At 52.6% G+C, this 25,348-nt stretch carries 16 protein-coding genes; 11 read left to right on the forward strand and 5 right to left on the reverse strand.

The genetic code is table 11. The features are described from left to right. Positions 1-15: 15 nt before the first annotated feature. A complete protein-coding gene (locus AAAX72_RS02675) occupies positions 16-1,038 on the reverse strand; it encodes a glycosyltransferase (protein ID WP_349128925.1) in 1,023 nt (340 codons plus the stop codon). Positions 1,039-1,294: 256 nt separating this feature from the next. Here AAAX72_RS02675 and AAAX72_RS02680 point away from each other — a divergent pair, with 256 nt between their 5' ends. The 5 genes from AAAX72_RS02680 to AAAX72_RS02700 all read left to right on the forward strand — a co-directional run bounded on the left by AAAX72_RS02680 (position 1,295) and on the right by AAAX72_RS02700 (position 8,205). Next, positions 1,295-2,398, forward strand: coding sequence for a glycosyltransferase (locus tag AAAX72_RS02680; RefSeq protein ID WP_349128926.1), 1,104 nt, complete (start codon positions 1,295-1,297; stop codon positions 2,396-2,398). 6 nt (positions 2,399-2,404) lie between these two features. After that, a complete protein-coding gene (locus AAAX72_RS02685; RefSeq protein WP_349128927.1) occupies positions 2,405-3,445 on the forward strand; it encodes a glycosyltransferase family 2 protein in 1,041 nt (346 codons plus the stop codon). 74 nt (positions 3,446-3,519) lie between these two features. Next, entirely contained in the window at positions 3,520-4,638 is a 1,119-nt protein-coding gene (locus tag AAAX72_RS02690) for a glycosyltransferase family 2 protein (RefSeq protein ID WP_349128928.1), read from the forward strand. 12 nt (positions 4,639-4,650) lie between these two features. After that, on the forward strand, positions 4,651-5,718 hold the full coding sequence (locus AAAX72_RS02695; RefSeq protein ID WP_349128929.1) for a glycosyltransferase: 1,068 nt from the start codon (positions 4,651-4,653) through the stop codon (positions 5,716-5,718). Continuing rightward, entirely contained in the window at positions 5,719-8,205 is a 2,487-nt protein-coding gene (locus AAAX72_RS02700; protein WP_349128931.1) for a glycosyltransferase family 2 protein, read from the forward strand. Here the strand turns inward: AAAX72_RS02700 and AAAX72_RS02705 are convergent. Continuing rightward, a complete protein-coding gene (locus AAAX72_RS02705; RefSeq protein WP_349128932.1) occupies positions 8,202-9,179 on the reverse strand; it encodes a translation initiation factor 2 in 978 nt (325 codons plus the stop codon). The genes AAAX72_RS02700 and AAAX72_RS02705 overlap by 4 nt on opposite strands. Next, the gene (locus tag AAAX72_RS02710; protein ID WP_035138642.1) at positions 9,179-9,628 is read right to left on the reverse strand and encodes a DUF4869 domain-containing protein; all 450 of its coding nucleotides are present in this window, start codon (positions 9,626-9,628) and stop codon (positions 9,179-9,181) included. The genes AAAX72_RS02705 and AAAX72_RS02710 overlap by 1 nt, the downstream gene beginning before the upstream one ends. 360 nt (positions 9,629-9,988) lie before the next feature. On the opposite strand from AAAX72_RS02710, the gene AAAX72_RS02715 reads away from it, so the two are divergent. The 3 genes from AAAX72_RS02715 to AAAX72_RS02725 all read left to right on the forward strand — a co-directional run bounded on the left by AAAX72_RS02715 (position 9,989) and on the right by AAAX72_RS02725 (position 16,873). Next, positions 9,989-11,209 carry a hypothetical protein gene (locus tag AAAX72_RS02715; RefSeq protein WP_349128933.1) on the forward strand — a complete coding sequence of 407 codons (1,221 nt, stop codon included), beginning with the start codon at positions 9,989-9,991 and terminating at the stop codon, positions 11,207-11,209. Between the two features lie 59 nt (positions 11,210-11,268). Beyond that, complete coding sequence (locus AAAX72_RS02720) at positions 11,269-13,317, forward strand: N-acetylmuramoyl-L-alanine amidase family protein (protein ID WP_084591862.1); 2,049 nt, start codon at positions 11,269-11,271, stop codon at positions 13,315-13,317. Positions 13,318-14,359: 1,042 nt separating this feature from the next. After that, complete coding sequence (locus AAAX72_RS02725) at positions 14,360-16,873, forward strand: C39 family peptidase (protein ID WP_349128935.1); 2,514 nt, start codon at positions 14,360-14,362, stop codon at positions 16,871-16,873. A gap of 64 nt (positions 16,874-16,937) precedes the next feature. On the opposite strand, the gene AAAX72_RS02730 is transcribed toward AAAX72_RS02725, so the two are convergent. Continuing rightward, complete coding sequence (locus AAAX72_RS02730; protein ID WP_273378273.1) at positions 16,938-17,879, reverse strand: DMT family transporter; 942 nt, start codon at positions 17,877-17,879, stop codon at positions 16,938-16,940. 2 nt (positions 17,880-17,881) lie between these two features. Continuing rightward, a complete protein-coding gene (locus AAAX72_RS02735; RefSeq protein WP_199408842.1) occupies positions 17,882-19,654 on the reverse strand; it encodes a phosphotransferase in 1,773 nt (590 codons plus the stop codon). Positions 19,655-19,819: 165 nt separating this feature from the next. On the opposite strand from AAAX72_RS02735, the gene AAAX72_RS02740 reads away from it, so the two are divergent. From AAAX72_RS02740 to AAAX72_RS02750, 3 genes are all read left to right on the forward strand, one after another. Further along, complete coding sequence (locus AAAX72_RS02740; protein WP_349128937.1) at positions 19,820-21,991, forward strand: hypothetical protein; 2,172 nt, start codon at positions 19,820-19,822, stop codon at positions 21,989-21,991. A 43-nt stretch (positions 21,992-22,034) separates the two neighbouring features. Then, positions 22,035-24,104, forward strand: a complete 2,070-nt coding sequence (locus AAAX72_RS02745) for a L,D-transpeptidase family protein (protein WP_349128938.1) — start codon at positions 22,035-22,037, stop codon at positions 24,102-24,104. Positions 24,105-24,371: 267 nt separating this feature from the next. Next, the gene (locus AAAX72_RS02750) at positions 24,372-25,340 is read left to right on the forward strand and encodes a hypothetical protein (protein ID WP_349128940.1); all 969 of its coding nucleotides are present in this window, start codon (positions 24,372-24,374) and stop codon (positions 25,338-25,340) included. Positions 25,341-25,348: the final 8 nt, after the last annotated feature.

Below are 25,348 nucleotides of genomic sequence, written 5' to 3' on the forward strand. Positions count from 1 at the left end.
GATGGCGAAAGCCCTTTACTGCTCCGCGTCCTTCATGGGCGGCATGGGCTTCCAGTTAGGATCCTTAACGATCTTGCGGGCGTCCTTCATGCCACGGCGCAGCGCCGGAATACCGGTCTTAAAGCATTTGTCGACCGCAGCCAGGCGAATGAATTCCTTGCAGAAGGTCGCGGCATTGCCCAGGCGGAATAGCATGGGGTGGTAGTCACCGTAAATCTGCATGTAGCGGGCCAAAAAGCCGCGATTGCGCATGATGTAGTAGCGGTTGGTGTCGCTCGTGGAGTTGAGCTGGCGTTTGCCGGCGATATCCCAGTTAGAGACGGCGCGGGCGCGCTTGAGCACCACGTCGGCGACCACGGCGGCGGGGAAGTGCTGGCTGGCAACGTAGCCATAGCAGGCATCGTCGCCGTAGATGAAAAAGCGCGCATCGGGCAGGCCGATCTTGTCGACTACGCGGCGCGAGAACAGGCCGCCTTCAAAGCACAACTGGTTCATGGCGCGGCAGCCCTCGGGGCCCAGGTCCCACTTAGCGATGGGGTTGGGGATGCCAAGCGAAAGGATAAGCTGGTATTGCCAAAAGAAGGCGCCACCGTCAAAGTCCAGGCGCGAACCCTGGATGACATCGTAGCGGTCGGTCCACTTGGCAAGACGCTCGATGCCTTCGGGAATGACGAGCACGTCGTCGTCCATCACCCAGAACCACTGGGCGCCCAGGTCGTAGGCGCATTTAGTGCCGGCGGAGAAGCCGCCCGCACCGCCGCCGTTTTCGAGCTGCGGGGCGTAGATGACACGGTCGGTGCCGCCCTGCGCGTCAGGCTGCTCGGTGTCGATGTCCCACAGGTTGGCCAGGCGCTCGTTGAATGCGGCGCACATGGCCTTGGTCTCGCGCGAATTCTCGTTATCGACAATAACGATGCGCCAGGGCGTTGCCGTGAGCTCGGTCATGGAGTCGAACAGGTTGGCAAGGAGTTCCTGGCGCTTGTACGTAACGACAACGATGGCGAGCTTATCGATGGGGGCGGGAAGGGTTGAAGGCATGGAGCAATATATCCTTTCACGCGCGGCGGGCGAGTGCTGCGCGGAAGCTATCGAATACGTCCTTGGGACTGTCCTATTGTAAAGGCTCGGCGTACCTTAGCGGCAAGCTTTGAATAAAACGCAGGAACCTGCCATGGGCCCGCCGCATGACGTGGGGCTGCTTTGCCCGCAAGAGGCTCCATAGATTATATAAACGCCCGCTGGCGCGCTGACCCTTTGATACCATGAAACGACAGGTATTTCCTAAGGAGCACATTTGTCTACTAACGCCTCTGGCAGCCCTGTTCTGTCGCTGCTTATTCCCATTTACAATGTTCAGCGCTACCTGCGCGAGTGTCTCAATTCCGCCCTGGCGCAGACGCTCAAGGATATTGAGATCATCTGCATTAACGACGGGTCGACCGACAACTCGCCCGCGATTATCCGCGAGTATATGGAGCGCGATGGGCGTGTCAAGATGATCGACAAGGCCAACAGCGGCTACGGCGACTCGATGAACCACGGTCTAGAGATGGCGCGTGGCAAGTACGTGGGCATCTTGGAGTCCGATGACTTTATGGCGTCCGACGCACTCGAAAAGCTTGTCTCGGCCGCCGATAGCAATAATGCCGACTTTGCGAAGGCGAACTTTGATTTCTACTGGTCTAAGCCCGAGGAGCGCCGTTCGCTGCACGAGATGTTTAAAGCCAAGGACTGTGGCAAGCCAGTGTACCCGAGCGATACGACGCAGTTCTTTAAGCAAAAGCCGTCGATTTGGTCGGCAGTGTACCGTCGCGATTTTCTTGAGCGCAACGGCATTAAGTTCCTGCCGACTCCGGGGGCATCCTTTCAGGACACGTCATTCGCCTTTAAGGTGATCGCGTGCGCCGATAAGGCTGTTTACCTGCATGATGCTGTTTTGTCGTATCGACAGGACAACGAGAATTCCTCGGTCAATTCTTCGGCTAAGGTCTTTTGCGTCAATACCGAGTATGCCGAGATTGAGCGTTGGATTCGAGAGGATTATGCCCGTGACCACGCAAGCGGCGACGTCGCGCGCATGCTCAAGTTCAACCAGCTCATTAAGTACGATTCGTACATGTGGAACTACGTGCGCCTGGCGCCCAAGTTCTATAAGGAGTTCCTGGTTCAGATGGCCAAGGAGTTCCAAGCGGCCTTGGACGCCGGGGAGTTTTCGCTTGACGACCTCAAGCCGTGGAAGCGCGCAAATCTCGCTGCTATCCTCAAAGATCCTGAGGGCTGGGTTGACGAGCATCCGAGCTTTGCGACGGATGGTGCCTTGGGGCGTGCTAAGTATTACGCCTCGGTTGGAGGCCCAGGCGTGGTTGCTGCCTTCCTCATCGAATCGCTGAGGGGGTAGGTCGGCATGGGAGAGGCCTCGTGTCCTAAAGCTACCATTGTCGTCCCCGTTTACAACTCTGCGCGCTCGATTCAGCGATGCCTCGATTCGCTGTTGGCCCAGTCCGAGCGCTCGATTCAGGTTGTCTGCGTCAACGACGGTTCGACTGATGATTCGTTGAACGCGTTGCGCCAGATCGCGCAGGCCGACGATCGTGTACTGGTGATTGACCAGGAAAACGCGGGCGTCTCGTGCGCTCGAAATGCCGGTATCGATGCTGCCGAGGGCGAGACCGTCTTTTTTGTGGACGCCGACGATTATATCGATGCCCAGACGGTCGAGCGCGTGCTGCATGCCATGGAGTCTGCGGATGCCGAGGCCGCCGTTTTTGGCGGCGTCTGTGAACCTGCCGATGCTGCCCCCAAACGCGTCCAGCAACTCATGAGCCCCAAAGCTGGTACCTTCGGCGCCCGTGATCCCCAACTGCTGTTCCATTCGAATGCGCAGCCCTATGCCTGCCGCGCGGCTTTTTCGCGCGAGCTGCTCAATCGCGAAGGTATTCGCTTCGCCCCCGGTTTGGCTTTGGGCGAGGACGTCGTCTTCCAATTTGCGGCTTATGCGCTTGCCCGCAAGACCGTCGTCATGCCGGACAAGTTCTACCACTACGTGATGGAGAGTGAATCGGCGACGCACGAGTTCAACAGTGCCGAGGCTCGCGCCAAAAAGCTTGACGCCCACATGAGGATGCTCGAGGAGGTCTTGGAGGACTGGGCGGCCTACGGTCTTTGGGACCTGTGCCCCGGCGAGCTGATAACTTGGTTTTTGGACCTAATTGTGTTCGACCTAGCGCGCTTGGATGCCGACGACTTCCATCGCGTGGCGGCTTGCGTCAACATGGACCTCACGACATTTTTGGGAACTGAGTGGGCGGATATGCCTGCTAAGGGCGCCGTTCGCCGTGTTGCCCACAAGCTCGTTGCGGCGACCTCGGGCGTTTCGATGGCAGACGCCACGCTGTTCTATCTTTCGACTCGCGGTCTCAAAGCCTGCCTGGAGCGCTTTATCTAATTCCAAGCGCTTCCGCCCGCCGCAACTCGGCTGCTAAAATAACCCTGTTACACGCTATTCAACAGGAGGTTCTCTTGCAGAACTCTGATAACCCTAAAGTTTCGCTGCTTGTCCCCATCTGCAATGTTGAGCGCTACCTGCGCGAGTGCCTCGATTCCGCCGTGGCGCAGACGCTCAAGGACATCGAGATCATCTGTATCAACGACGGCTCCACCGATAGCTCGCCAGATATCATCCGCGAGTACATGGAGCGCGATCCCCGTGTAAAGATGATCGACAAAGCCAACAGCGGCTACGGTGACTCGATGAACTGCGGCCTGGAGATGGCGCGCGGTGAGTACGTGGGCATCCTTGAGTCCGACGACTTTATGTTTGAGGATTCGCTCAAAAAGCTGGTCGCCAAGGCCGATGCTGAGCATGCCGATGTGGTTAAGGGCGACTTTTACCTGTATTGGTCCACGCCCAGCGAGCGACGTGAGCTGTTTGGGATCATCGACGAGCATATGACGGGCGCCGCGTATCGCCCCGTCGATCGTCCGGGCATCTTCTACCGCAAACCTTCCATTTGGTCGGCTATCTATCGGCGCGAGTTCCTCAACGACAATCAGATTCGGTTCCTTCCCACGCCGGGTGCCTCGTATCAGGACGCGGGCTTTAACTTCAAGGTTTGGGCGTGCGCCGAGCGTGCCGCGTTTATTGCGGACCCCATCCTGTGTTATCGCCAGGATAACGAGAAGAGCTCCGTTAATTCGCCCAACAAGGTATTTTGCGTTTGCGACGAATATGCCGAGATGCAGCGCTTTTTGGACGAACGTCCCGAGCTCAAGGCTCAGCTCCAGGGCATTTTAATGCGCATGAAGGTCGATACGTATCGTTGGAATGATGAGCGTCTGGTCGATGAATTGCGTGAGCAGTTTTGGAAGAAAGCCTCGTCCGATCTCAAGGCCGATTGGGATGCCGGTCGCTTTGACCTGTCGCTGTTTGATCCGCGTGGCGAGACCGACTTGCGCCTGATGGTCAAGTCGCCCCGCGCCTATATCGAGTCGCGCTTTGACTTCAAGAAGCCGGGCAAGCTCAATACGTTTAAGCATTACTTTAAGATCGGCGGCCTGCCGCTGGTCTGGCGCGTGCTGACGTATCAGCGCACCTACGGCGACAACCCGCACCCCGATGACGTTCCGGCCGCACAGTAGGAGCGAGTGATTATGGTTACCCCCAAGATTTCCGTTGTCGTTCCCATCTATAAGGTGGAGGAGTGCCTGGCCTGGTGCCTGGACTCCCTGCTTGCTCAGGACATGCCCGATTGGGAAGGCGTGCTGGTCAACGATGGCTCGCCGGACGGTTCGCGCGATATTGCGGCTGCCTATTGCGAAAAGGATGCGCGTTTTACGCTGGTCGATAAGGAGAACGGTGGCCTGTCGAGTGCACGTAATGCCGGCATCGCTGCGTCCACGGCGCCTATCGTCGCGTTTTTGGATTCCGACGACCGGTTTACGCCCGATGCATGCCGCGTGATCGTCGATGCCTTTGAGCGCGAGGACTGCGACGTTTTGACCTTTGGCGCGAACCCGTATCCGCTGGAGGCGGGGTACCCGTGGCTCAACCATGTGCTGAGCCCACGCGATGTGTTGTTTGAGGGTTATAGCTTCGACCTGCTGTTTAAGGAAGCATCTCGCCCGTTTGCGTGGCGCACTGCCTGCAGGCGCGCGTTCTTGTTGGACAACAGGATCGTGTTTGATGAGACCGTCAAGTATGGCGAGGATCAGGTCTTTGACTTTGCCGTGTATGGCCGCTCGCGCAAGACCGCGCTTATCTCCAGCAAACTGTATGACTACCGCGTGGCGCGCAAGGGTTCGCTCATGGACACCATGCGCTATGACGACGAGACGCGTCTGCTGGAGCATGTGAAGATTTACTCCGCTGTGCTGGCTGACTGGCAGCGCGACGGTCTCGATGTCCAGTATGCCGATGACCTGGCGTACTTCCTATGCGACCTGGTGCTGTACGATGCGCTCAGGTTGCTGGGTTCGGATTGCGGCAAGGTGTTTGCTGCCGTTGCCACGGCACTTGCCGGTTCTGCCGTGGGCAGCGATGCTGCGCTCGCACAATGCGCTCCTTCTGTTGCTGCCATGGTGCGTGCGGCGCTTACCAGCAAGGCCCCCAATGCCCGTGGGTGCAAAAAGCTCATGTTCGATTACGACGTCTTGAGGTTTGGGCGCCTGGGTGCCTGCAAACGCATGGCAGCGAACGCCCTGGGAAAGCGAGAAGTGTAGATGAGTATCAAGCGTTTGGCACTTTGCCGCAGTCAGGGCCGTCTTTTTGTGCTGCTTCGTTTTGCCGGTCAGGATGTCGCCGCGCTTATTGAGCGGGAGGGTTCTCAAGCGTTTGCCCGCGCGACGACGAGCGGTTCTTGTGTGCCGTCGCTGGTGCTCCCGGTCGATCATGACCGTGTGCTGGCGCTTTGCCCTTCCGTTTCCGATTACGAGCGCGAGCTCGCCGTCTTGGTGCTTCCGTTTTTGGATGGCTCGTCGATGGATGTCGTCTTTGCATCCGGTGGTCAAAGGTTGGGCTCCATTCGCCTCGATAGCCGCGTGGCCAAGCTGGAATCCAAGATTAACTACAAAGCAAAGGCTGCGATGTGCGCGCTCGTTCGCGATGCACAGCGCGGCGAGTGCTGCGGTCGCTATGAGATCGATGCCGTTCGTTATTTACCGGCAGACGCCGGCGCGGTGTGGCGCTATGAGGTTACGTGGGTGGGAGACCCCCAGTGCGCACCTGAGCTCCAGGTCTTCGATACGCATATGAACGCCATCGATGCCACCATGCATGTGTTTGAATCGCAGGTCGATGTACCGCAGTGCAACGGATGCCGCGTCAATAAAACGTATCTGAGCGTTGAGATGCCTCGGGATATACGAGATTTTGTCTCGATTGTGAGCGATCCTACGGAGCAGATCCAGAGCGGGTTTTGCGCCATGGATGGTCGCCTGTACAACGGCATGGTCGACGACAGCTGGAACCGCATGAAGGATGCACGCGCTGACGACGCAGCTTATCGACGTTGGTTTGAGCAGCATCGCGCAAAGCCGGGCGATCTGGCGTGCCAGCGTGTCGCTTCGGCGGCCTTTGCCTATAGGCCGCTCGTGAGCATTGTGGTGCCGTGCTACAAGACTGATCGGGTCTACCTGCGCGAGCTACTGGACTCGGTGCTAGCCCAGAGCTATGACAACTGGGAATTGCTCCTTATGGATGCCTCACCTGAATGGGATGCGGTTGCCGACCTTGCGGCAGGCACCCACGACGAGCGCGTTCGTCGCATTGGGCTGCCCGGCAACGGCGGCATTGTGGTCAACACCAACGCAGGTATTGAGCAAGCGATGGGCGACTACATCGCGTTCTTGGACCACGATGACATTCTGGAGCCGGACGCGTTATTCCACTATGTTTCCGCGCTGAATAAGGCGGCCGAGGACGAGCGTCCCCAGGTCCTATTCTGCGACGAGGACATGTTCCAGAAAACGGGGGAGTGGGGCCAGCCGGTCTTTAAGACCAAACTCAACGTCGACCTGCTCTATAGCCATAACTGCGTGACGCATTTCCTGATGGTGGAGAAGACGCTTATCGATCGTATCGGCACGTCCCCAGAAGACGTTGCGGGTGCCCAGGACTACGACCTGACGCTTCGCTGCCTTTCGGCGGACGCGCGGTTTGAGCATGTTGCGCACGTGCTGTATCACTGGCGCGTTCATCCGGGATCGACCGCCGACGGATCCGCCGACAGCAAACCGTATGCCATCGAGGCCGGGCGCCTGGCTCTGCAGCGCCACTTTGACTCGCTGGGCGTTCACGGAACGGTCGAGGAGACCGAGACGCCGTTTGTCTACCGCATGCGCTATGCGCTGCCGGAGCCTGCGCCACTGGTGAGCATTGTGATTCCCACCAAGGACCATGTTGAGACGCTCGATGCTTGTGCGATGTCGATCGCCCAGAAGGCCACGTATGCCAACTACGAGATCGTCTTGGTGGAGAACAACAGCGAAGCCCCGGAGACGTTTGCGTATTACGAAACCCTGCCGGAGCGCGTGGTCGCGGCATCTGAGGGCAAAGGTAGCGCGCGCGTTGTGTACTGGCCGGGCGAGTTCAATTACTCCCAGATCATTAACTTTGGCGTGGAGCATGCCAAGGGCGACTATCTGCTGCTGCTCAACAACGATACCGAGGTCATAAGCCCCGACTTTATCGAAGAGATGATGGGTTATCTGCAGCGTCCCGATGCGGGCGTGGTGGGCGCCAAACTCTACTTTGCCGATCATCTGGTGCAGCATGCCGGCATTGTGGTTGGGGTGCGCGGCGCACTTGCCCATGCCAACCAGGACTTCTCGGCAAAGCGCGAGGGCTATCTTGCTCGTGCCGTACGACCGGGCAGCTTTAGCGCCGTAACAGGTGCCTGTCAGATGGTCCGACGCGACGTATTTGAGCGGGTCGGAGGCTACGACGAGGAATTCGCCGTCGGCTTCAACGACGCGGACTTTTGCCTTCGTGTGTGGGAGGCGGGCTACCGCACCATCTTTACGCCCTATGCCGAGCTGTATCACTACGAGTTCACCTCGCGCGGCAGGGAAGAGGCCAACGAGGAAAAGCTGCGCCGCTGGAAGCGCGAGCAGGCACTGTTCATGCGGCGCTGGCCTGAGTTCTTCCTCGATGGCGACCCGTGGCTCGGACCAAACCTATCCTCCGACAGTGAGTACTTCTCGTTTTAGTGCGAAGTAATGCCAAGTTCCGGCAAAGTATCTTCAAGAGCCGCAAGAGCGGTGGGGTTCAAGTACTCCTCGTTCAAGCAGCTCTTGTCATATCGAAAACGTGTGTCTCGTGAGCATTCGATGAGTTCTGCAGTAAAGAACTTCTCCCAGCTAAAGAACTTTGAGCTTTCGATATGTTCAGCGGGGTTAAGCAGCATGTCCTTAATGTGTTTGCTGTTGAATAATCCCGACTTCAACACGAGCCATTCAAACGATTCCGGTAGGAATAGCTTGATGTTCTTTCGGCGCAATAGAGCAGCTGCTTCCGCAATTTCTGGTCCAAAGGCGGCGCCGTCGGCAATCACGAGGATGTCGTTTTCCGGTGCGTCCATAATGCAGTTGCAAATGTTTGATTTTCCTCCCGCGCTGATGCACTTAATGCTGCTCTTTTTGCATAGCAAACTGAAGAATTCGTAGCCCGAATTTGTGTCCTCGACGATGACAAGCTCGGGCCTCTCGCCTCTAAAATCAGTATCACCGTAAATACGATATGTAGAGGTGTAGACACGAGAGTAAACGGGATACTTCGTTGTGGTTCGGTTGGTGTTCTTAAGACCGTAGATTTCATCAGCGCTGTAGGGCAGTTGACGCAGTGACTCTCTGGCGACGATTACGTAGTAGTTTGAGCTACGTTTTGCTTCATGGGCAAATTCTCTTGATCGAACAAAAGTATTGCCCTCATCAATAAATACAATACTGCTGGAAATTTCTTGGAGATCTCTGCGCCAATATTTTCCAGATATTGTTTTACAGGGCACTTTGCAACTTACTGTTACGCCGCTTTGTGCCCCAAGATCTTCGTGAGCTGCCACCATTTCAAGCAAAGTTGTCTTGCCTGTAGCACTGTTGCCTTGGATGATGGCCAGATTTCGATTGATGGTCAGTTTAAACTGAACCCGGTTATTTTGAATAGTTACCTTGTATGATCCGCGCATCAGGAGTTCTCCCTTAGGCATTTTCCAGCTATGGGGACAAGGTCAAACATCGTGTGAACGACATCGCCTGTGTTCGCAATGGCAGCCGTGAATTTTCCGTTTCCGAAATCCATTAAATGGTAGAGATTGATTGTTAGATCCTTTTGCGCGGCGATCCTCAGAATCCAGTAGGCGCAATTATCACCGCAATTTGAGGCGTTATATATATTCTGCGGCATAAAGTACATAAGCAGTAGTGTTTTGGTGCCGCTGGATAGTTTCTCGGGAGGAATGACGCCTAGAATCTTGGTATCGATTGCATTGGGGCCTACCACGGTGCCTTTATCGATGGATTTAATGACCCTTTGGGCAAAGGAGTCTTGAAACCACTGGGGCGAATAGACGTTATCGAAGTAAACCGACGTGTTGTAGATAACGTTTTCCATATCACCATAGTGAATTGTTAGCACGTTAGCTCCTTCGGCTTGCTGATTTGGCATTTAGTGAGATTGATTATATCGCAGCACATTAGGCGGGCGTTATCGGCCCGCGGTAGATGTGATTGATGACCAAGGTTTGTATTTTGTTGCTTTATTAATCAGTTCACTCGTTTAATCAGTTCGTTCATGCGCTAAGTTTGCCTTAGAAGCTATTCAGCGTAACGGTTGAGGTGTGGCGACTCATATTTAAATTGCAGTCACAAAGACACCTTTTATCGATTTCCCGTTGAAATACTGAATTGATAGTTTAAAAATAACTTAAGAGAGCCTTAAATCTCGGAGAAAGGATGTCGTATGAAAAACCTTCGAGAAAGATGGCGCGGACTAACAGTGCTGGGAGTTGTTGCATTTGCCGCTGCCTGCATGACGGTTGCCCCGGTGCCCTCATTTGCTGATATTGCTGGCGGTGGCGGAGACGGTGGACCGATTACGGAATGGTGTTCCGACGGTCGTCCGAAGACTGGACTCGTTCGGTGCGAGGACGGCAACCTTCGCTATTTCGATCCCGAAACTGGCGCCATGGTCACGAACCAGTGGCATAACGAATACGAAGCTGTCTGGTACTATTTTGGCGCTGACGGGATCGCGGTGTCGGGCTGGCAGTCTATCGGTGGGGACAAGTATTACTTTTACCCCGAAAGCCATGATATGGCATACGGCCGAGTTCAGATTGACGGCAAGAACTACTTCCTGAACACCCCTGGTGCCAACGCCGATGGCCGCATGCAGCATAGCGGCTGGCTCTATGACTCCATCTATGGAAAGTGGTTCTATGCGACCTCCAGTGGCGAACTGCTGACCGGTTGGCATAATATCGGTGGAACTTGGTATTTTTTCGACGAGTATGGTGTCATGCTGACCGGCTGGATCAACGTTTCGGGGACGTGGTACTACGCCAACGCTTCCGGTGCGATGGTCACTGGCTGGCTCAATATCGGCGGTACGTGGTTCTACCTCGATGGCTCGGGCGCCATGGTTGCTAACGGCTGGCGCAGCCTGGGCGGCTCCTGGTACTGGTTCGGCGATTCCGGCGCGATGGCTACCGGCTGGTTCTTGGCAGGTGGCTCTTGGTACTATGCGAGTGGTTCGGGCGCCATGGTAACCGGCTGGCTCAGCAATGGCGGCACGTGGTATTGGCTCGGAGGTTCGGGCGCTATGGCCTCTAACTCTTGGGCCAACGTTGGTGGAGTTTGGTACTGGTTCGACGATTCCGGCGTGATGGCCACCGGCTGGCGTCAGATCGGCGGCGCCTGGTACTACTTTAGCGGTTCCGGCGCTATGGCCCACGACTCCTGGGTCGGCGACTACTACCTCCAGTCTTCCGGTGCCATGGCTACTAATGCCTGGATCGGCTCCTATTATGTCGGCGAGGACGGTAAGTGGATTCCGGGCTACGGCCTAGTTTGGTATAAGAACGGTAGCAATGTTTACCATACGCATAAGTGCCGTACCGTTGGTAAGGACGCAAAGGGCTATTCGCAGATCTCTATTCAGGAGGCCCAGAGGCGTGGTGCTTCACGAGAGTGCAAAAACTGCCAGCAAATTGGCTAGCACATTACTGAGTTAGTTTTGATTGAGACCCCGTTGCCCTGAGGTGACGGGGTCGCTGCGTGATTGGATACCGTGCTGCTATGAAGAAATGCTCATTCGGGGTGCTGGTCTTTTCCGGCCTTGTTTCTTTGGGGCTCCTTTTGAGTTCGCCCTCGATGTTATACGCCCTTGATTCGAATAACACTGACGAAGGTTCCGCATCTAACGTTGCTATTGCTTCTGTTGAGTCAGCCATTGATGCTCAGCGCGATTCGACCTTCGCTGTCGAGCAGAACTCTCAGGTGGATAATGAGACCCCTTCTGAGGTTTCGAATCAAATTGTTTGGCATCAGGGGTGGATATCACCCGAAGAAGGGGCTGGTTTTTGGCGTTGGGGCTTGTCCGACGGAACGATCGCTGTTTCCTCTTGGAGACATATAAACGGTAGCTGGTACTGGTTCGACGACGAAGGTCGAATGGCTCAGGATGGATTGGTCCAAGTCGGGGGTGCGACTTATGGATTCTCCTCTTCGGGTGCAATGCGTGTCGGCTGGTACCTAGATTCTACGGGCTCCACTTCTGCTTGGCGTTATTTCTCCGGCTCTGGCGCTCTGGTAAAGGGCTGGCTCTCGGATGGGGGTCGTTGGTACTGGCTTGATCCTGCAGATGGTTCTATGGCCACCGGGCTGAAAGAATGTAATGGCACCTCTTATATCTTTAACAGTTCGGGGGCCATGCTCTCCTCCCAGTGGGCGCTTATTGACAACAACTGGTATTACGCTGACTCCAACGGCTTGCTGCATGGAGGCTGGTTACTTCTAGGGAATTCTTGGTATTACCTGGATCCAGGAAGCCATATTATGCTCACGGGCTTTGTGCAAGTGGGTACATCCTCCTATTTCCTTACGAGTTCAGGTGCCATGGCAACAGGCTGGGCACTTGCTGATGATACTTGGTACTACGCCGCATCAAACGGAGCAATTCAACGAGGGCGATGGATAAAGTCCGGAAGCGCCTGGTATTACCTTGATGATGTATCCGGCGCAATGCGTACTGGTGAATATACGGTAGGCGACACGCGCTATTATTCTTATGATTCCGGTGCGATGGCATCTTCGTGCTGGATCAACTTGAGCGACGGTATTTCATGGGCGAATTCGTCTGGAGCACTGAGCGAGCCGTTGCCTACTTCATCTGATGGATCTCCCGTAATCGCTGATCGTGCCGACTTGTCTTCATTGCCAGGTACAATTCATATTGGAGACTCGGTTTTCTATGCGGACGCAAACGGTGTCGTTAATGTGGCATCTGGTTGGATTATGTCGAATGACGCTTCTGACGAAAGCGACAACACTTGGTACTACACATCTTCCAATGGTGTCCTTAAGTCTGGTTGGCAATATGTCAACGGCGCGTGGTATTGGATGGATCCTTCCACATTCAAGATGAAAACTGGATGGCTTAATGACGGCGGTACGTGGTACTGGCTCCAGCCTTCGGGCGCCATGTTTGCTAACGGGTGGCTGAAAATCGATGGCGTTGACTATTACTTCAATGCAAGTGGTGCATGGTTGAATACGTCTGGTTCTGTTTTAGGGGTTAATAGGTCCAGCCTGGTCAATTGGCTTATGAGCCACGAGAACGATGGCTATTACCGTGGAACACGCTATGATACGCATCTTAGCCAAGAATCATGCATGCATCCAAAGGGTGATCCTCGTTGGGACGGGTATACCGGTATGAACTGCGGCGGATTTGTATCGCATGCATATATGAAAGCAGGCGGGGATTTAGCTCCAATTGCCGCCGAGCAGAGCCATTCCCCTTGGAGTGGTGGTCCCGGAAGGGGCGGCTGCGTTAACGCTTATCGTTGGTACGGCTACGCTATCGATACGTGCGCAAACGTGACTTATTTCAACTCTATTGATGAGTTGTTACGTAGCGGTTTGGCTCGTAAGGGGGACATTGTGTTCTTCAATCCTTACAACCCATATGCGGACGATAGCCACATTGGCTTTTTCTGGGGCAATTCGCCGAGCGAAAACTTGTTTTGGCATAGTGACGGTTATGGAAACCGTATTTCTGGTTTGACTGCTTTGGGTCCATCGAAAGTAATATTGATTCGTTAGAATTCCGAGTTGTAGGGGACTCTCTGGGCCCCCTGCCTTTTTGACATCTGGTTTGAAAGCTAACTGATGTCGGCATTCTTTGGGCAAAGAGTAGGGACCAGGAGTCCTTGGTTTCACCCTGCTGGGAAGTTCTTGTTTACATTGTGGTATTGCGTGCAGTTATTTGTCGTCCTAGATGGCGCCTTGTCCAGTTGGATGTTCGGGAATCTTTCACAGCCATGCTGTAAGCTAGACGCAAACAAGAACGAATGACGAGGTTTACATGAGCAAACATCTTAAGTTATTTTCGGCATTGTTGGTGCTGATGGTCCTTGCGCCCATTTCTGTGTTTGTTTTTCCTTCGAACGCGGAAGCTGCGCGGTCCCTAGTTGAGAATTCCTGGCGTTATGAGGATGGACAATTGGTCGCAGAGGATGCTTCTTCCGAAGAAGATGGAATAGCCTTATTGTCCATGGACATTCTTCCCGATGGGGCTACGGCGCAGGGCATCGATGTCAGTGAGCATCAAGGACGTATTGACTGGAATGCTGTTAAGGCTTCTGGTATCGATTTCGCTATTCTGCGTGTTGGATTTGGCGCTCCATCTTGGGGCGGTCGAGTTGACTATCAATTTAATCGAAATATTTCTGAGTGCGAGCGACTCGGAATTCCTTACGGCGTCTATATCTATTCATATGCTTTTGATAATCAACAGGCAGCCGATGAGGCGTCCATGGTGATTGACTGCCTATCGGGGCACAATCCTAGGCTACCGGTGTATTACGATCTTGAGGACAAGACAATTATTGCAGATGGTCGTCAATCCGGAATTGCATCTAGGGCTCAGACATTCTGTAATAAGATTTCTAGTGCTGGATATAAGCCAGGCATTTATGCAAACCTAAATTGGTTTAACAATATATTGACCGACCCTGTATTTAAGAGCGGTTCTTGGGATCATTGGATTGCTCAATACAACTCCCAATGTCACTATACCGGCAGTTACAGCTTTTGGCAGTATACAAGCCGCGGAAAAGTTTCTGGTATTAGCGGAAACGTTGATATGAATTACGCGTATGTTGATGTCTCTCTTTATTACTGGCAGTTAAAAGAGGGCACTTGGTATTACGCAACCTCTGACGGCAAAGCGTATACCGGATGGTTGCGCCAGGGCGGAGCCTGGTATTGGCTCGACCCCGACGCGGGCGGTGTAATGGCCACCGGGCTCCACGAGTGCAACGGCTCCCTGTACTGGTTCAACTCCTCCGGCGCGATGGCGACCGGATGGGTCCTCGACGGCGGGACCTGGTACTACGCGACGGGCTCCGGCGCGCTGGCGCGCGGCCCCGTATCCGTCGGCGGCGTGCCCTACTGCTTCGACGCCCGGACGGGGGCCATGCTGACGGGCTACCAGACGGACGCGCAGGGCGTCCGCCGCTACTTCGGCAACTGCGGCCCCCTTAACGGCTGGGGCCTCGTCGACGGCTCCTGGTACTGGTTCGCTGACGGTATCGCCTCGACCGGCTGGCTTTACACCGGCGGCTCCTGGTACTGGCTCGAGCCCGACGCGGGCGGCGCCATGGCGACGGGCCTCCACGCGTGCAACGGCGCAGCGTACTGGTTCAACGCCTCCGGCGCCATGGCGACCGGCTGGGTGCTCGACGGCGGCACCTGGTACTACGCGACGGGCTCCGGCGCCCTCGCCTCCGGCTGGCTCAACTTAAACGGTACGTGGTGCTGGCTCGATCCCTCGACGCACGCCATGGCCACCGGGCTCCATGGGTGCAACGGCTCCATGTACTGGTTCAACGGCTCCGGCTCGATGGCGACCGGATGGGTCCTCGACGGCGGCACATGGTACTACGCGACGAGCTCCGGCGCCCTCACCTCCGGCTGGGCCTACGTCGGCGGCGCCTGGTACTGGCTTGACCCCTCCACCCATGCCATGGCTACCGGCCTTCACGAGTGCAACGGCTCCCTGTACTGGTTTAATTCGTCCGGCGCGATGGCGACCGGGTGGGTCCTCGACGGCGGGACCTGGTACTACGCGACGGGCTCCGGCGCGCTGGCGCGCGGCCCCGTATCCGTCGGCGGCGTGCCCTACTGCTTCGACGCCCGGACGGGGGCCATGCTGACGGGCTACCAGACTGATGCGCAGGGCGTCCGCCGCTACTTCGGCAGCTGCGGTCCCCTTAACGGCTGGGGCCTCGTCGACGGCTCCTGGTACTGGTTCGCTGACGGTATCGCCTCGACCGGCTGGCTTTACACCGGCGGCTCCTGGTACTGGCTCGAGCCCGACGCGGGCGGCGCCATGGCGACGGGCCTCCATTCGTGCCACGGCTCCGCGTACTGGTTCAATGACTCCGGCGCGATGGCGACCGGATGGGTCCTCGACGGCGGCACCTGGTACTACGCGACAGGCTCCGGCGCGCTGGCCTCCGGCTGGCTCAGCCTAAACGGTGCGTGGTACTGGCTCGACCCCGCGACGCACGCCATGGCAACGGGCTTTCAAACTATTGGATCATGTGAATACATATTTAATAGTTCCGGCAAGATGATGGCTAATTGCTGGTCAAACGGTGATGGGTCCTGTATGTATCATTCTTCATCCAGCGGTGCAATTGACCTTAAGGGCATCATGACCGATTCGGGAATCCAGCTGATTGACGATGGCGGGAATGTTAGAACGGGCTGGATTGAGAGTCAGGGTTCTCGATATTATTGTTCTGCTGATGGGGTAATTCTGACTGGATGGCAGCAAATAGCTGGGTCTTGGTATTACTTTAACTCGGATGGTCGAATGGCGACCGGCTGGCTTAACGATGGCGGTAACTGGTACTGGCTAGATTCCGCTTCTGGCATAATGAAAACGGGATGGCTTTCCCGTGGGGGCACATGGTATTACCTTGATGCCGCACGTGGGGGAGTAATGTTGAGCAACGGTTGGTATTGGATCGGCTCTACTGACTACAAGTTCAGTTCATCCGGCGCAATGGTTGGCGCTTGGGTCGATGTCCCGTGCTATTCGCAGTACCCGGAACTTCCTACTGGCTGTGAGTCGGTTGCCCTTACAAACTTGCTTAACTACTATGGTTTCGGTTTAGGTAAGACGATTATTGCGGATTACTATTTGCCCAAGGGAAGCAATGGCAATTTTGTTACCGCTTTTGATGGCAATCCAAGGCGTAGCAGCGGGGGTCTCATGGGATGCGTCGCACCTGCGATTACTATTGCTGGTAATAACTTTCTGCGTGCTGCTGGAAGTGGCAAGCAGGCAAAAGACGTCTCTTTCTCGTCAATTTCTTCCATTAAGAACAGGCTGACCTGTGGTCAACCTGTTGAGATGTGGAATACCGAATGGGGAAGTTGGCCAGGAGGCCGTTATGCTGCGCGTTGGTATAACGGGCATTCCTATGGTCTGTGGGGCGGTAATCATGCCGTAGTCCTTAAAGGCTATGATGACGAGCAGGGAATTGTCTATCTTTCGGATTCGATTAACGGCAATGTTACGCGAAATGCCCAGGTGTTCTTCGGTACGTGGCAACAGATGGATAGCCAGGCCGTGGTAATTGAATAGCCATGATGTTAAAAAAGGGGAGAGCTCGTCGAGCTCTCCCCTTTTTACTACATTTTTATTCAAGCTACGCTGTCCTATTACGTCCAAATAGTTCGTCCCAGTTACTAGCTGCCAAAACTGTTCCGCATACGATTACAACGCAGCAGATTACGGATGCCATGTCGGGAATTGTTCCAAGCAAGATCAGGCCAAAGACCACCGACCATGCCGAATAGGAGATATTCAGAGCCATCGCACGCGCTGCTCCGATTGCCGCAATGCCCTTGTAATAGAACAGATAGGATGCAGTTCCTGCGAGCCCGGCGAGTGCAATAATCAATGTGGGCATGCTCGGGATAGCGCTCAGCGTGAAATGCCACGCTCCGAAGAGGGGAAGTACAAGCACTCCATAAACAAGCGCACTCGTAGTTTCGCGGATTTGCAAAGCCGTTTCGTCATCAACGGCATCATCTTTCATTCCCCATGCGCACAGCACCGCTTCGGATCCCCATCCGATAACAGCAAGCACCGCGCCGAGTAAGCCGAGGGGGGCATTTGCAATCTCGCTCGATCCGGCCGATAGATAGCCCATCGTCATTACGCCGCAAAGAGCAACGAGAAGGGAAAGAATCTGTCCTTTGCCCATTTTCTCCTTCAGCAGCACGAAAGAAAGGAATGCTCCGACAGCGGGATAGAAGGCGGAGATAATTGCCGTGTAGGCTGCTCCGATATTATTAATCGCCAATACGTATCCGGTCATTCCGATAGGTCCACCGAGCAGAGCGCCGGCGATGACGACCTTGCCCGAACGAGTTTTAAGTGCAGCGAGCGTGTCTTTTAATCTGCCTCGAACTCCCATGTACCCAAAGAGCCAGATTGCACAGAAAGCATCATGGAGAAAAGATCCTGCAATGGAGGCGCATGCAAGCGCTTCCGCCGATCCTATATAGGGCGCGAGCGCCAAACCGATTCCAAGAATTACTGTATCAAGGCCCCAAAGAAGGCCGCTAAAAAAGCCGAATTGCATCGTTACTCACCTTTCCGATAGATCTCCAGTGCCTTTTTAAGGTATTTGGCACCGTAATTGAAGTAGATATAGAGCCACTCGCCCACGAAGTCACCTTCGGCTTCTTTCAGAAGAGACCAGAGGTACCAGCACCATCCTGCAAGGGCAATGTGCGCATAGTTATGCGCAACTTCGTTGTTTGTTGCCTTGCGCCCAAAATATGCATCAAGCGCGCGGTCGACTTCATCTTCGGAAAGCTCGCAGCAGACACTGCACGTTCCAAAATCGTTTGCGTAATCGCTCATGCCAGCATATTCCCAGTCAATGAGATAGTACTTGTCGTTCTCATCGATAAGGAAATTGAGGTAAAAGAAGTCATTGTGGCAAAGGCATTTTGGTGCATTATCGGCCTGTACAAAGCGCTCCAATTCATCGATTTCGGCGGACATCTCCCTGTAGCCTGGAATGTCGATGGGACCTTTTTCCAGAAGAAGTGATTCGTAGCGCTTCGCTTCGAGGTAGAAGTCAAATTCGGTTTCGACATTTGCACCACTCTCGTGAAGCGAACGACACATCTGCATCATTCGATTCATTTGGGCAGCATCATGCGGATCAGGCTGCTTTGCGTTGGGTACAAACTTCGAAATTTTCCAACCACGCTTTGGGTCCTCATGAATAAACGTATCGTCAAGGCCGAGTTCCTTGGCCTTTTTAAGTGCGGCTACTTCTCCATTTCTGTTAATAAGCAGTTCGGTCCCGACTCCCGGATGGCGGTAAACGTACTCTCCGTCATTGGTTCTAAAGTGGCACGATAGATTCGTAAGACCTTGTTTAAGGGGATAAACGTCGTGAATCTCTGATTTGGAGCAGCCGAGCACTTGCTCGATGTTATCGAAAATATCGGAGTCAACGTTTTCGATAAAATGCGGATCAAAGGCACGCAGTTCATCAAGAGAATCGAATTCGTTGATCTCGCCCTCAGGATACTTCTTGATAACCATATCGAGCTCCTTGATGTGCTCGATATATAGATCTTCCCAAAGCTTGTCCGTTGTTTCGGGCTTGTTATATTCCGTTTCGAGAATCTGCTTAAATGCAAGCGAGAAGGCTTTATCAAAGTAGACATGTCCAAGCATATACCAAGCATCGGAACCGCCAATCGTAACATTGGTGATTCTGTCCATTGCTCCGGTTTGAATGCACCATTCTTTGGTGGCGCCTTCAGCATATTGAGCAGAATAAAATGCTTTCCAAACGTATGCTTCAAACGGATTGTTTAGAAGGTAATCATCGCTTGAGCAAATATAGGTGTTGCCAAGCCGCTCTTTTACGCACATAAGCGATGCGTGGTTATTTTTGGATGCATATTCGTTGTTGACGACAATCGAGACGCCGAACTTGCTTTCGAGATAGAAGAAATATTCTTTTTTATAGCCGACAACGACGGTGATATTGCTGATACCTGCGTCTTGCAGCTGCCTAATCTGACGTTCGATGAGAATCTCACCACGTACCTTTAAAAGGCCTTTGGGCTTTTCATACGAAATGGGAGCAAAGCGGCTCGAAAGCCCCGCAGCCAATATCACTGCGTTTTCAACCTTATAGGGGTGAAGTGCTTCGTAACCGCTGTCGGTTAGGCTGTCCGATTCGAGAAGGCCCTCATTCGTAAGCTCTTTATTTGCTGCGTTTACCGATCCAAGTGAGAGGCCAGTGCGCTCGGCAACTTCTCGCTGGCTAGCATATGGGTTCTTTAGGTATTCGTACAGAACAGTAAAGTTACGCTTGGTCAGTTCCACTGCAGGCCTCCAATTAAGATGTTCATTGCTCAGGGAAAGAATAGAATGATTGAACGATATGTTCAATTTAATATATTTATCTACATAGACTGAACAGACAGTAACGAAAATCAATCCTGGAATGTGGATTAAAATAAATAAATGAGATATCTGGGAGGGTCGCTTATGTATCGATTCGAAAAGAAGGCCACGCTTGTTTGTGCTGCCGCGTCATTAATCACTGCTTGCTGCTTGCCCCTGAGCGCGAATGTCGCGTTTGCACAGGATTCCGTTGAGGCTCAGAGTATTGAGTCAAAAGCGGTTTTTTCTTCTGTGGTTTCCGATGATTTGCAACCTGATAATTCTTCCGTCATAAAAGATGGCTGGCAACGAGACGAGTCGTCTGGAGTTTGGTATTACGGAAAAAACGGTAAACACCAAACTGGCTGGCTGCAAAGCGGGGGCTATTGGTATTGGCTTGATCCAGCCAATGATGGTGCAATGCAGACAGGTTATTTCAATGTGACCGATGCTGGCGGATCGACTGCTTCGTTTTATGCGAATGACGGCAATGCCGCAACGCCTTTTGGCGCGCTATATCAGAACTGCTGGCTACGTAACTCAGATGGAAATTGGTTTTATGCCAATGCTGGAGGCGATTTAGCTGCTGGTTGGTTTTATCAAGACGGCACATGGTATTACCTGGATCCTGCCACCCATATAATGCAGGTTGGTTTTGTCGACCTCGGGAGCGGGAAATACTATTTAGATGCCACTGGTGCTATGAAAACCGGCTGGATTCTCGTTGACGGGAATTGGTACTGGGCTTATTCATCGGGTGCCCTTGCTTCGTCATGGCAGACGATAGGTGGGACTCGCTATTATTTTGACCCACAGACGCTCATCATGTTTAAGGGTCGTCAAAAGATTGATGGAAGAACCTACATTTTTGGTGACTATGGCCTCGCAAATGGATGGTACAAAGACGGAGCAGATTGGTATTACTGCTCTAACGGTATTGCGGCCACTGGCTGGAAACTCGTTAACGGCGCTTGGTATTATCTCGACCCAGCCTCCGATGGTAAGATGTCCGTTGGGTATTTAGACCTTGGCAATGCAGCTTATTATTTAAAGCCTAACGGGGCTATGGCTGTTGGTTGGGCTCAGGTCGAGGACGGCTGGTATTTCGCCTCCCAATCTGGTGCACTTATTTCTGGCTGGTATAAAGAGGGCACGAGCTGGTATTACCTGGACCCTGTTAGCCATCTCATGAAAACGGGCTTATTTGAGGTGGGCGGCAACGATTGTTTTGCAAACCAGAGCGGTAGGCTTGTGATTTCAAGCTGGGTTACCGTTAATGAAGGCGTTGAAAGATACGCCGATGGTAATGGATACCTTTGCAAGGATGCGATTCGCGAAAACGGCACCATCCTAAAAATAGCCGGAGCCGATGGTTGGCAGGTTGCGTCCGGCTGGGTTAATGTCGCAAATCTAAGGTTTTACGCTGAGCCCGGAACGGGCGTCATTCATCTTGGATGGTTACAGATTGACGGCGATTGGTATTGGCTTGATGCTGATTCTGGCGTAATGAAGACCGGATGGGTTTTTACTGGCGGAGCATGGTATTACCTAAACGCTGACGGAAAAATGGCAACTGGTTGGAAATGCCTGAATGGAACATGGTATTACCTTGAGTCCAATGGCAGCATGCATGCTGGCTGGCTTAAAGATTCGGGTAAGTGGTATTGGTTAGACGGTAGCGGCGCTATGGCAACGGGTGCAAGAACCATCGATGGCGTTCGTCGAGTTTTCTGGAGCGATGGTCAGTGCGACAAAGTTGGCTGGCAAAATCCATCCCAGTATCCTCAGGTCAGTTCTTGGACTGTTCAGCTGCCTAGCTATTGCACCGGATACTTTACCTATGTGACCCCTTCTCGCATTTCTGTCGAAGCAACGCGGGAAGATTGCGTGAACGCCTTTATCCAGCGCGCCTATGAGTATATCGGTACGCAATATATTGAGCCTTGGTCTACCGCTCCCGGTGGAGCTGTTGATTGCTCTGGTTTTGTCTTGCAGTGCCTTTATGCTACTGTCATGGATATGGGTGTTTACAACCCTTATAACCATCGCTGGGATCCAAGCCAAACCTACAATTCCATGAATTGGTATCGAAGCAATATCTTTATGCCCGTGAGCACGAGCTCGATTCAACGCGCCGATGTAATTTATTATCGCGGGCATATCGCAATTGCACTTGGCGGCGGTATGATGATCGACTCCTGGCCTCATCAGGGTGTCGGAATTCATCCTATTAGCGCAAGGGGAAATGTAATCGGCGCAGCTCGTCCGTTTATTTAATTGATTTGCTGCAAGACGATCGATATCGGTTTGGGGGCCTGAAATGAATGTCAGGATTGAACATCGAATTTGTTGGCGAGTAATTGGCTTGATGCTATTTTCCGCCTTGCTCTCAGTTTCCGTCCCCGCATTTTCTTGCACTGCCTATGCCGTGGAAGAGGGGGCGGATAACGGTGTCGTAGAGCGCGACTCGACAGGAGGGTCGGGAGCATTTGTCGGTGGCGGTTGCTCTCAAGACTCCAGTGATTGTGCCGGCAAAACAACGGAAGATTCGAGCCTACAGGTTGTCGAAAGCCAAGACCCGTCGACGACAGAAAAACTATCTGGATGGCAATGGAACGGTTTGTCCTGGTACTACTATCTAGACGGCTGTCGTTTGACCGGAATGCAGAATATTGACGACTCGTTGTACTACTTGGACCCCGCTCGTGACGGCGCAATGAGCTGCGGCTGGATTTTTACTGAAAATAAGTGGTATTACGCGGGTCCATCAGGCGCTTTGGCAAGTGGTTGGCAGTTTATCGGAGGCCAATGGTACTGGTTTGACTCCTTTGACAGCTGTTCTATGGCTACTGGTCGACGTGTTATTGATGGGCACCCTTATCTTCTTGGAACCTATGGACTGATTAATGGTTGGTGCCTTGATAACGGTTTATGGTATTGGGGAAACAATGGTGAAGTCTTAACCGGTTGGCTTCAAACTGGCAATAATTGGTATTGGCTTGATCCCGCCAATGATGGTGTTATGTCTAGAGGAATCGTTTCTGTCGGTTCGTCTCTTTACTATTTATCGGATTCCGGCGCAATGGCTGTTGGTTGGGCGTTTGATGGGACGGACTGGTATTACGCTGACGGTTCCGGCGCACTTGCATCGGGCTGGCGTTTGGTGAACGGCGTTTGGTATTGGCTCGATGTCGCAAATGACAATAGAATGGCTACCGGCTTTTATGTCATCGGATCCAACCGGTATCATTTTTCTTCAACGGGAGCGTTGTCACTTGGCTGGTTTATGAGCGATGGAGACTGGTATTACGCTGAGCCTTCTCAAGCGTCGGGCATTATAAAGACTGAATGGCTGAAGGACGGTGGTCAATACTATTATCTCGATCCTGCCGCCGACGGTAAAATGCTTCTTGGTCATTTTTCTGTAAATGGGAAAAGCTATTATGCAAAAGCTTCAGGCGCTGTTGCTTGTCGTGAATGGGTAGATGTCCAGGACTCGGTTCAGGATGAGCCATCTAAGGCTTTTGCTGGTTCTGATTGCTCATTGTGTGGAGCATTGCGTAATGGAAAACTGTTTACATCAAACGGCGATGGCGAATTGGTCGAAGCTCACGGGTTTGTGATGCTTGGAGGCTGTAAGTTCTATGCTGATCCAACCGATGGCTCCCCCTGCGCTGGATGGAAGAACGTTAACGGAAAATGGTACTTTTTTGATGAGACCGCTGGCTATGCACGATCTGGCTGGCTGTACAAGGATGGCTCCTGGTTCTATTTAGATCCGTCCACTTATGCTATGAAAACCGGTTGGGTTGCCGTTAACGGATCTTGGTATTACCTGAATTCGTCTGGTTTCATGCAGACGGGATGGCTCAATCTGGGCGGCACCTGGTATTGGCTTGACGCTAGCGGCGCTATGGCTACTGGCTGGCGCGTTGTGGACGGGTCCTGGAATTACTTTATGGCAAACGGCGCGTGGGTGTCAGACTATATGGATGCTAAAGCTCAAAGTTATTCAAGCAATACAAATTGGCTGATACTTGTCGATACGTCGCGTTGCATTACGAGTATTTACACTGGATCCTGGAATAACTGGTCCTTAAACCGTCGATATGTATGTTCGACGGGAAAAGCTAGCACACCTACGGTGATAGGGGAGTATCAAGTCTACGGAAAGGGATATTCCTTTGGGCATGGATATACTTGCTATTACTACACGCAGTTCTATGGTGATTATCTGTTCCATTCTTCGCCCTACTACGTTAACAGCAATCGCGTGATGGATCCCACGATGGGTGTTCCATCCTCTGCGGGATGTGTTCGCCTTGAGATTCAGAACGCAAAATGGATTTACGATAATATTCCTTATGGAACAAAAGTTGTTACGTATTAAGTGATTTCTGCATCAATATCTTCAACGGAAGAATAAGTCGCATGTCTTTTGTAAGAGGGTCAAGTTTCGTACTGGTTTTATGAATGGGCGATTCATCAAAGATATCTACTAAGTGGATTAATTAGTCTGGGCATTGGAGTAATTCAAGAGATGAAAAAAACCTGTTTTGTTCTTAGTGGTAATGCGTATCTATGTCCTTATTTGTTTAACTTTTATGTCGATAATACTCCCGGGGAAAAATACCTTGTCTACTGGAATAGGGATGGCGTGGAAGAGACGCTAGGGTCGATTAAGGGCATTGAATATACTAAGCCCTGCCCAGATACTGGTTTATTACGCAGGCTTTACAGTTATTTTGCCTATATGTTGTTTGTAAATAAACAGCTATTAAATAGTGATTTTGATCACATAGTTTTACTTAATACTATTGCTGGTTATTTTGCGTTTCCTGCACTACTTATTAAGTATCGCAAACGCTATGTAATGGATGTTCGAGATTACGGAGGAGAGTTTAATCCGATTCTGGGCCTCATGTCTCGCGCTATAGTGTCCTTTGCTGGAATCGTGGTGCTTTCATCACGTTTTTATGCCGCTTTTCTCGCCCCTTCTGAATACAGTTATGTCCACAATCTGCAGCGACCGTCATTCTCTGATCTTGATGCTAGTTCATGCGTGAATAGTTTAAATGGCAATCCTTCTTTACCGATCGTGATTGCATTCATTGGTAGTGTTGGCCAGTATATTGAGCAACATGTTAAGTTGATCAATATGTTTAAAAATGATTCACGTTTCCGTTTGATGTTTGCAGGAGCTGGATCTGAAAAGCTAAAGGATTATTGTAGAAATAATCACGTAGAAAACGTCCAACTGTTAGGGAGGTTTGCACCTGAAAAAATGTACTCTTTATATACAGGAGTCAACATAATCCACAATCTGTACGGCAATGGGGATCCATTTCTCGATTATGCTATTTCTAACAAAATGTATATAGCTGCCCAGCTTCATATGCCAATTCTTGTTTGCCCGAATACCGCAATGGAAACAATGGCAAGTGATTATGGTATTGGTTTTACACTTGATTTAGATAATACAAATGTTAATTGGCCCGATTTATTGTTCGAATACTATACCGGTCTAGATTCGAATAGCTTTATTAAGGGTTGCGAGAAATTGTTAACCGATGCATATGATGACAATCAGAACTATTCGGATAGATATACTTCGTTCATTTCTTAAGGCTTGGT

The sequence above is a fragment of the Collinsella sp. CLA-ER-H8 genome (genome assembly GCF_040092335.1).
In the GTDB taxonomy this organism is placed as follows: domain Bacteria; phylum Actinomycetota; class Coriobacteriia; order Coriobacteriales; family Coriobacteriaceae; genus Collinsella.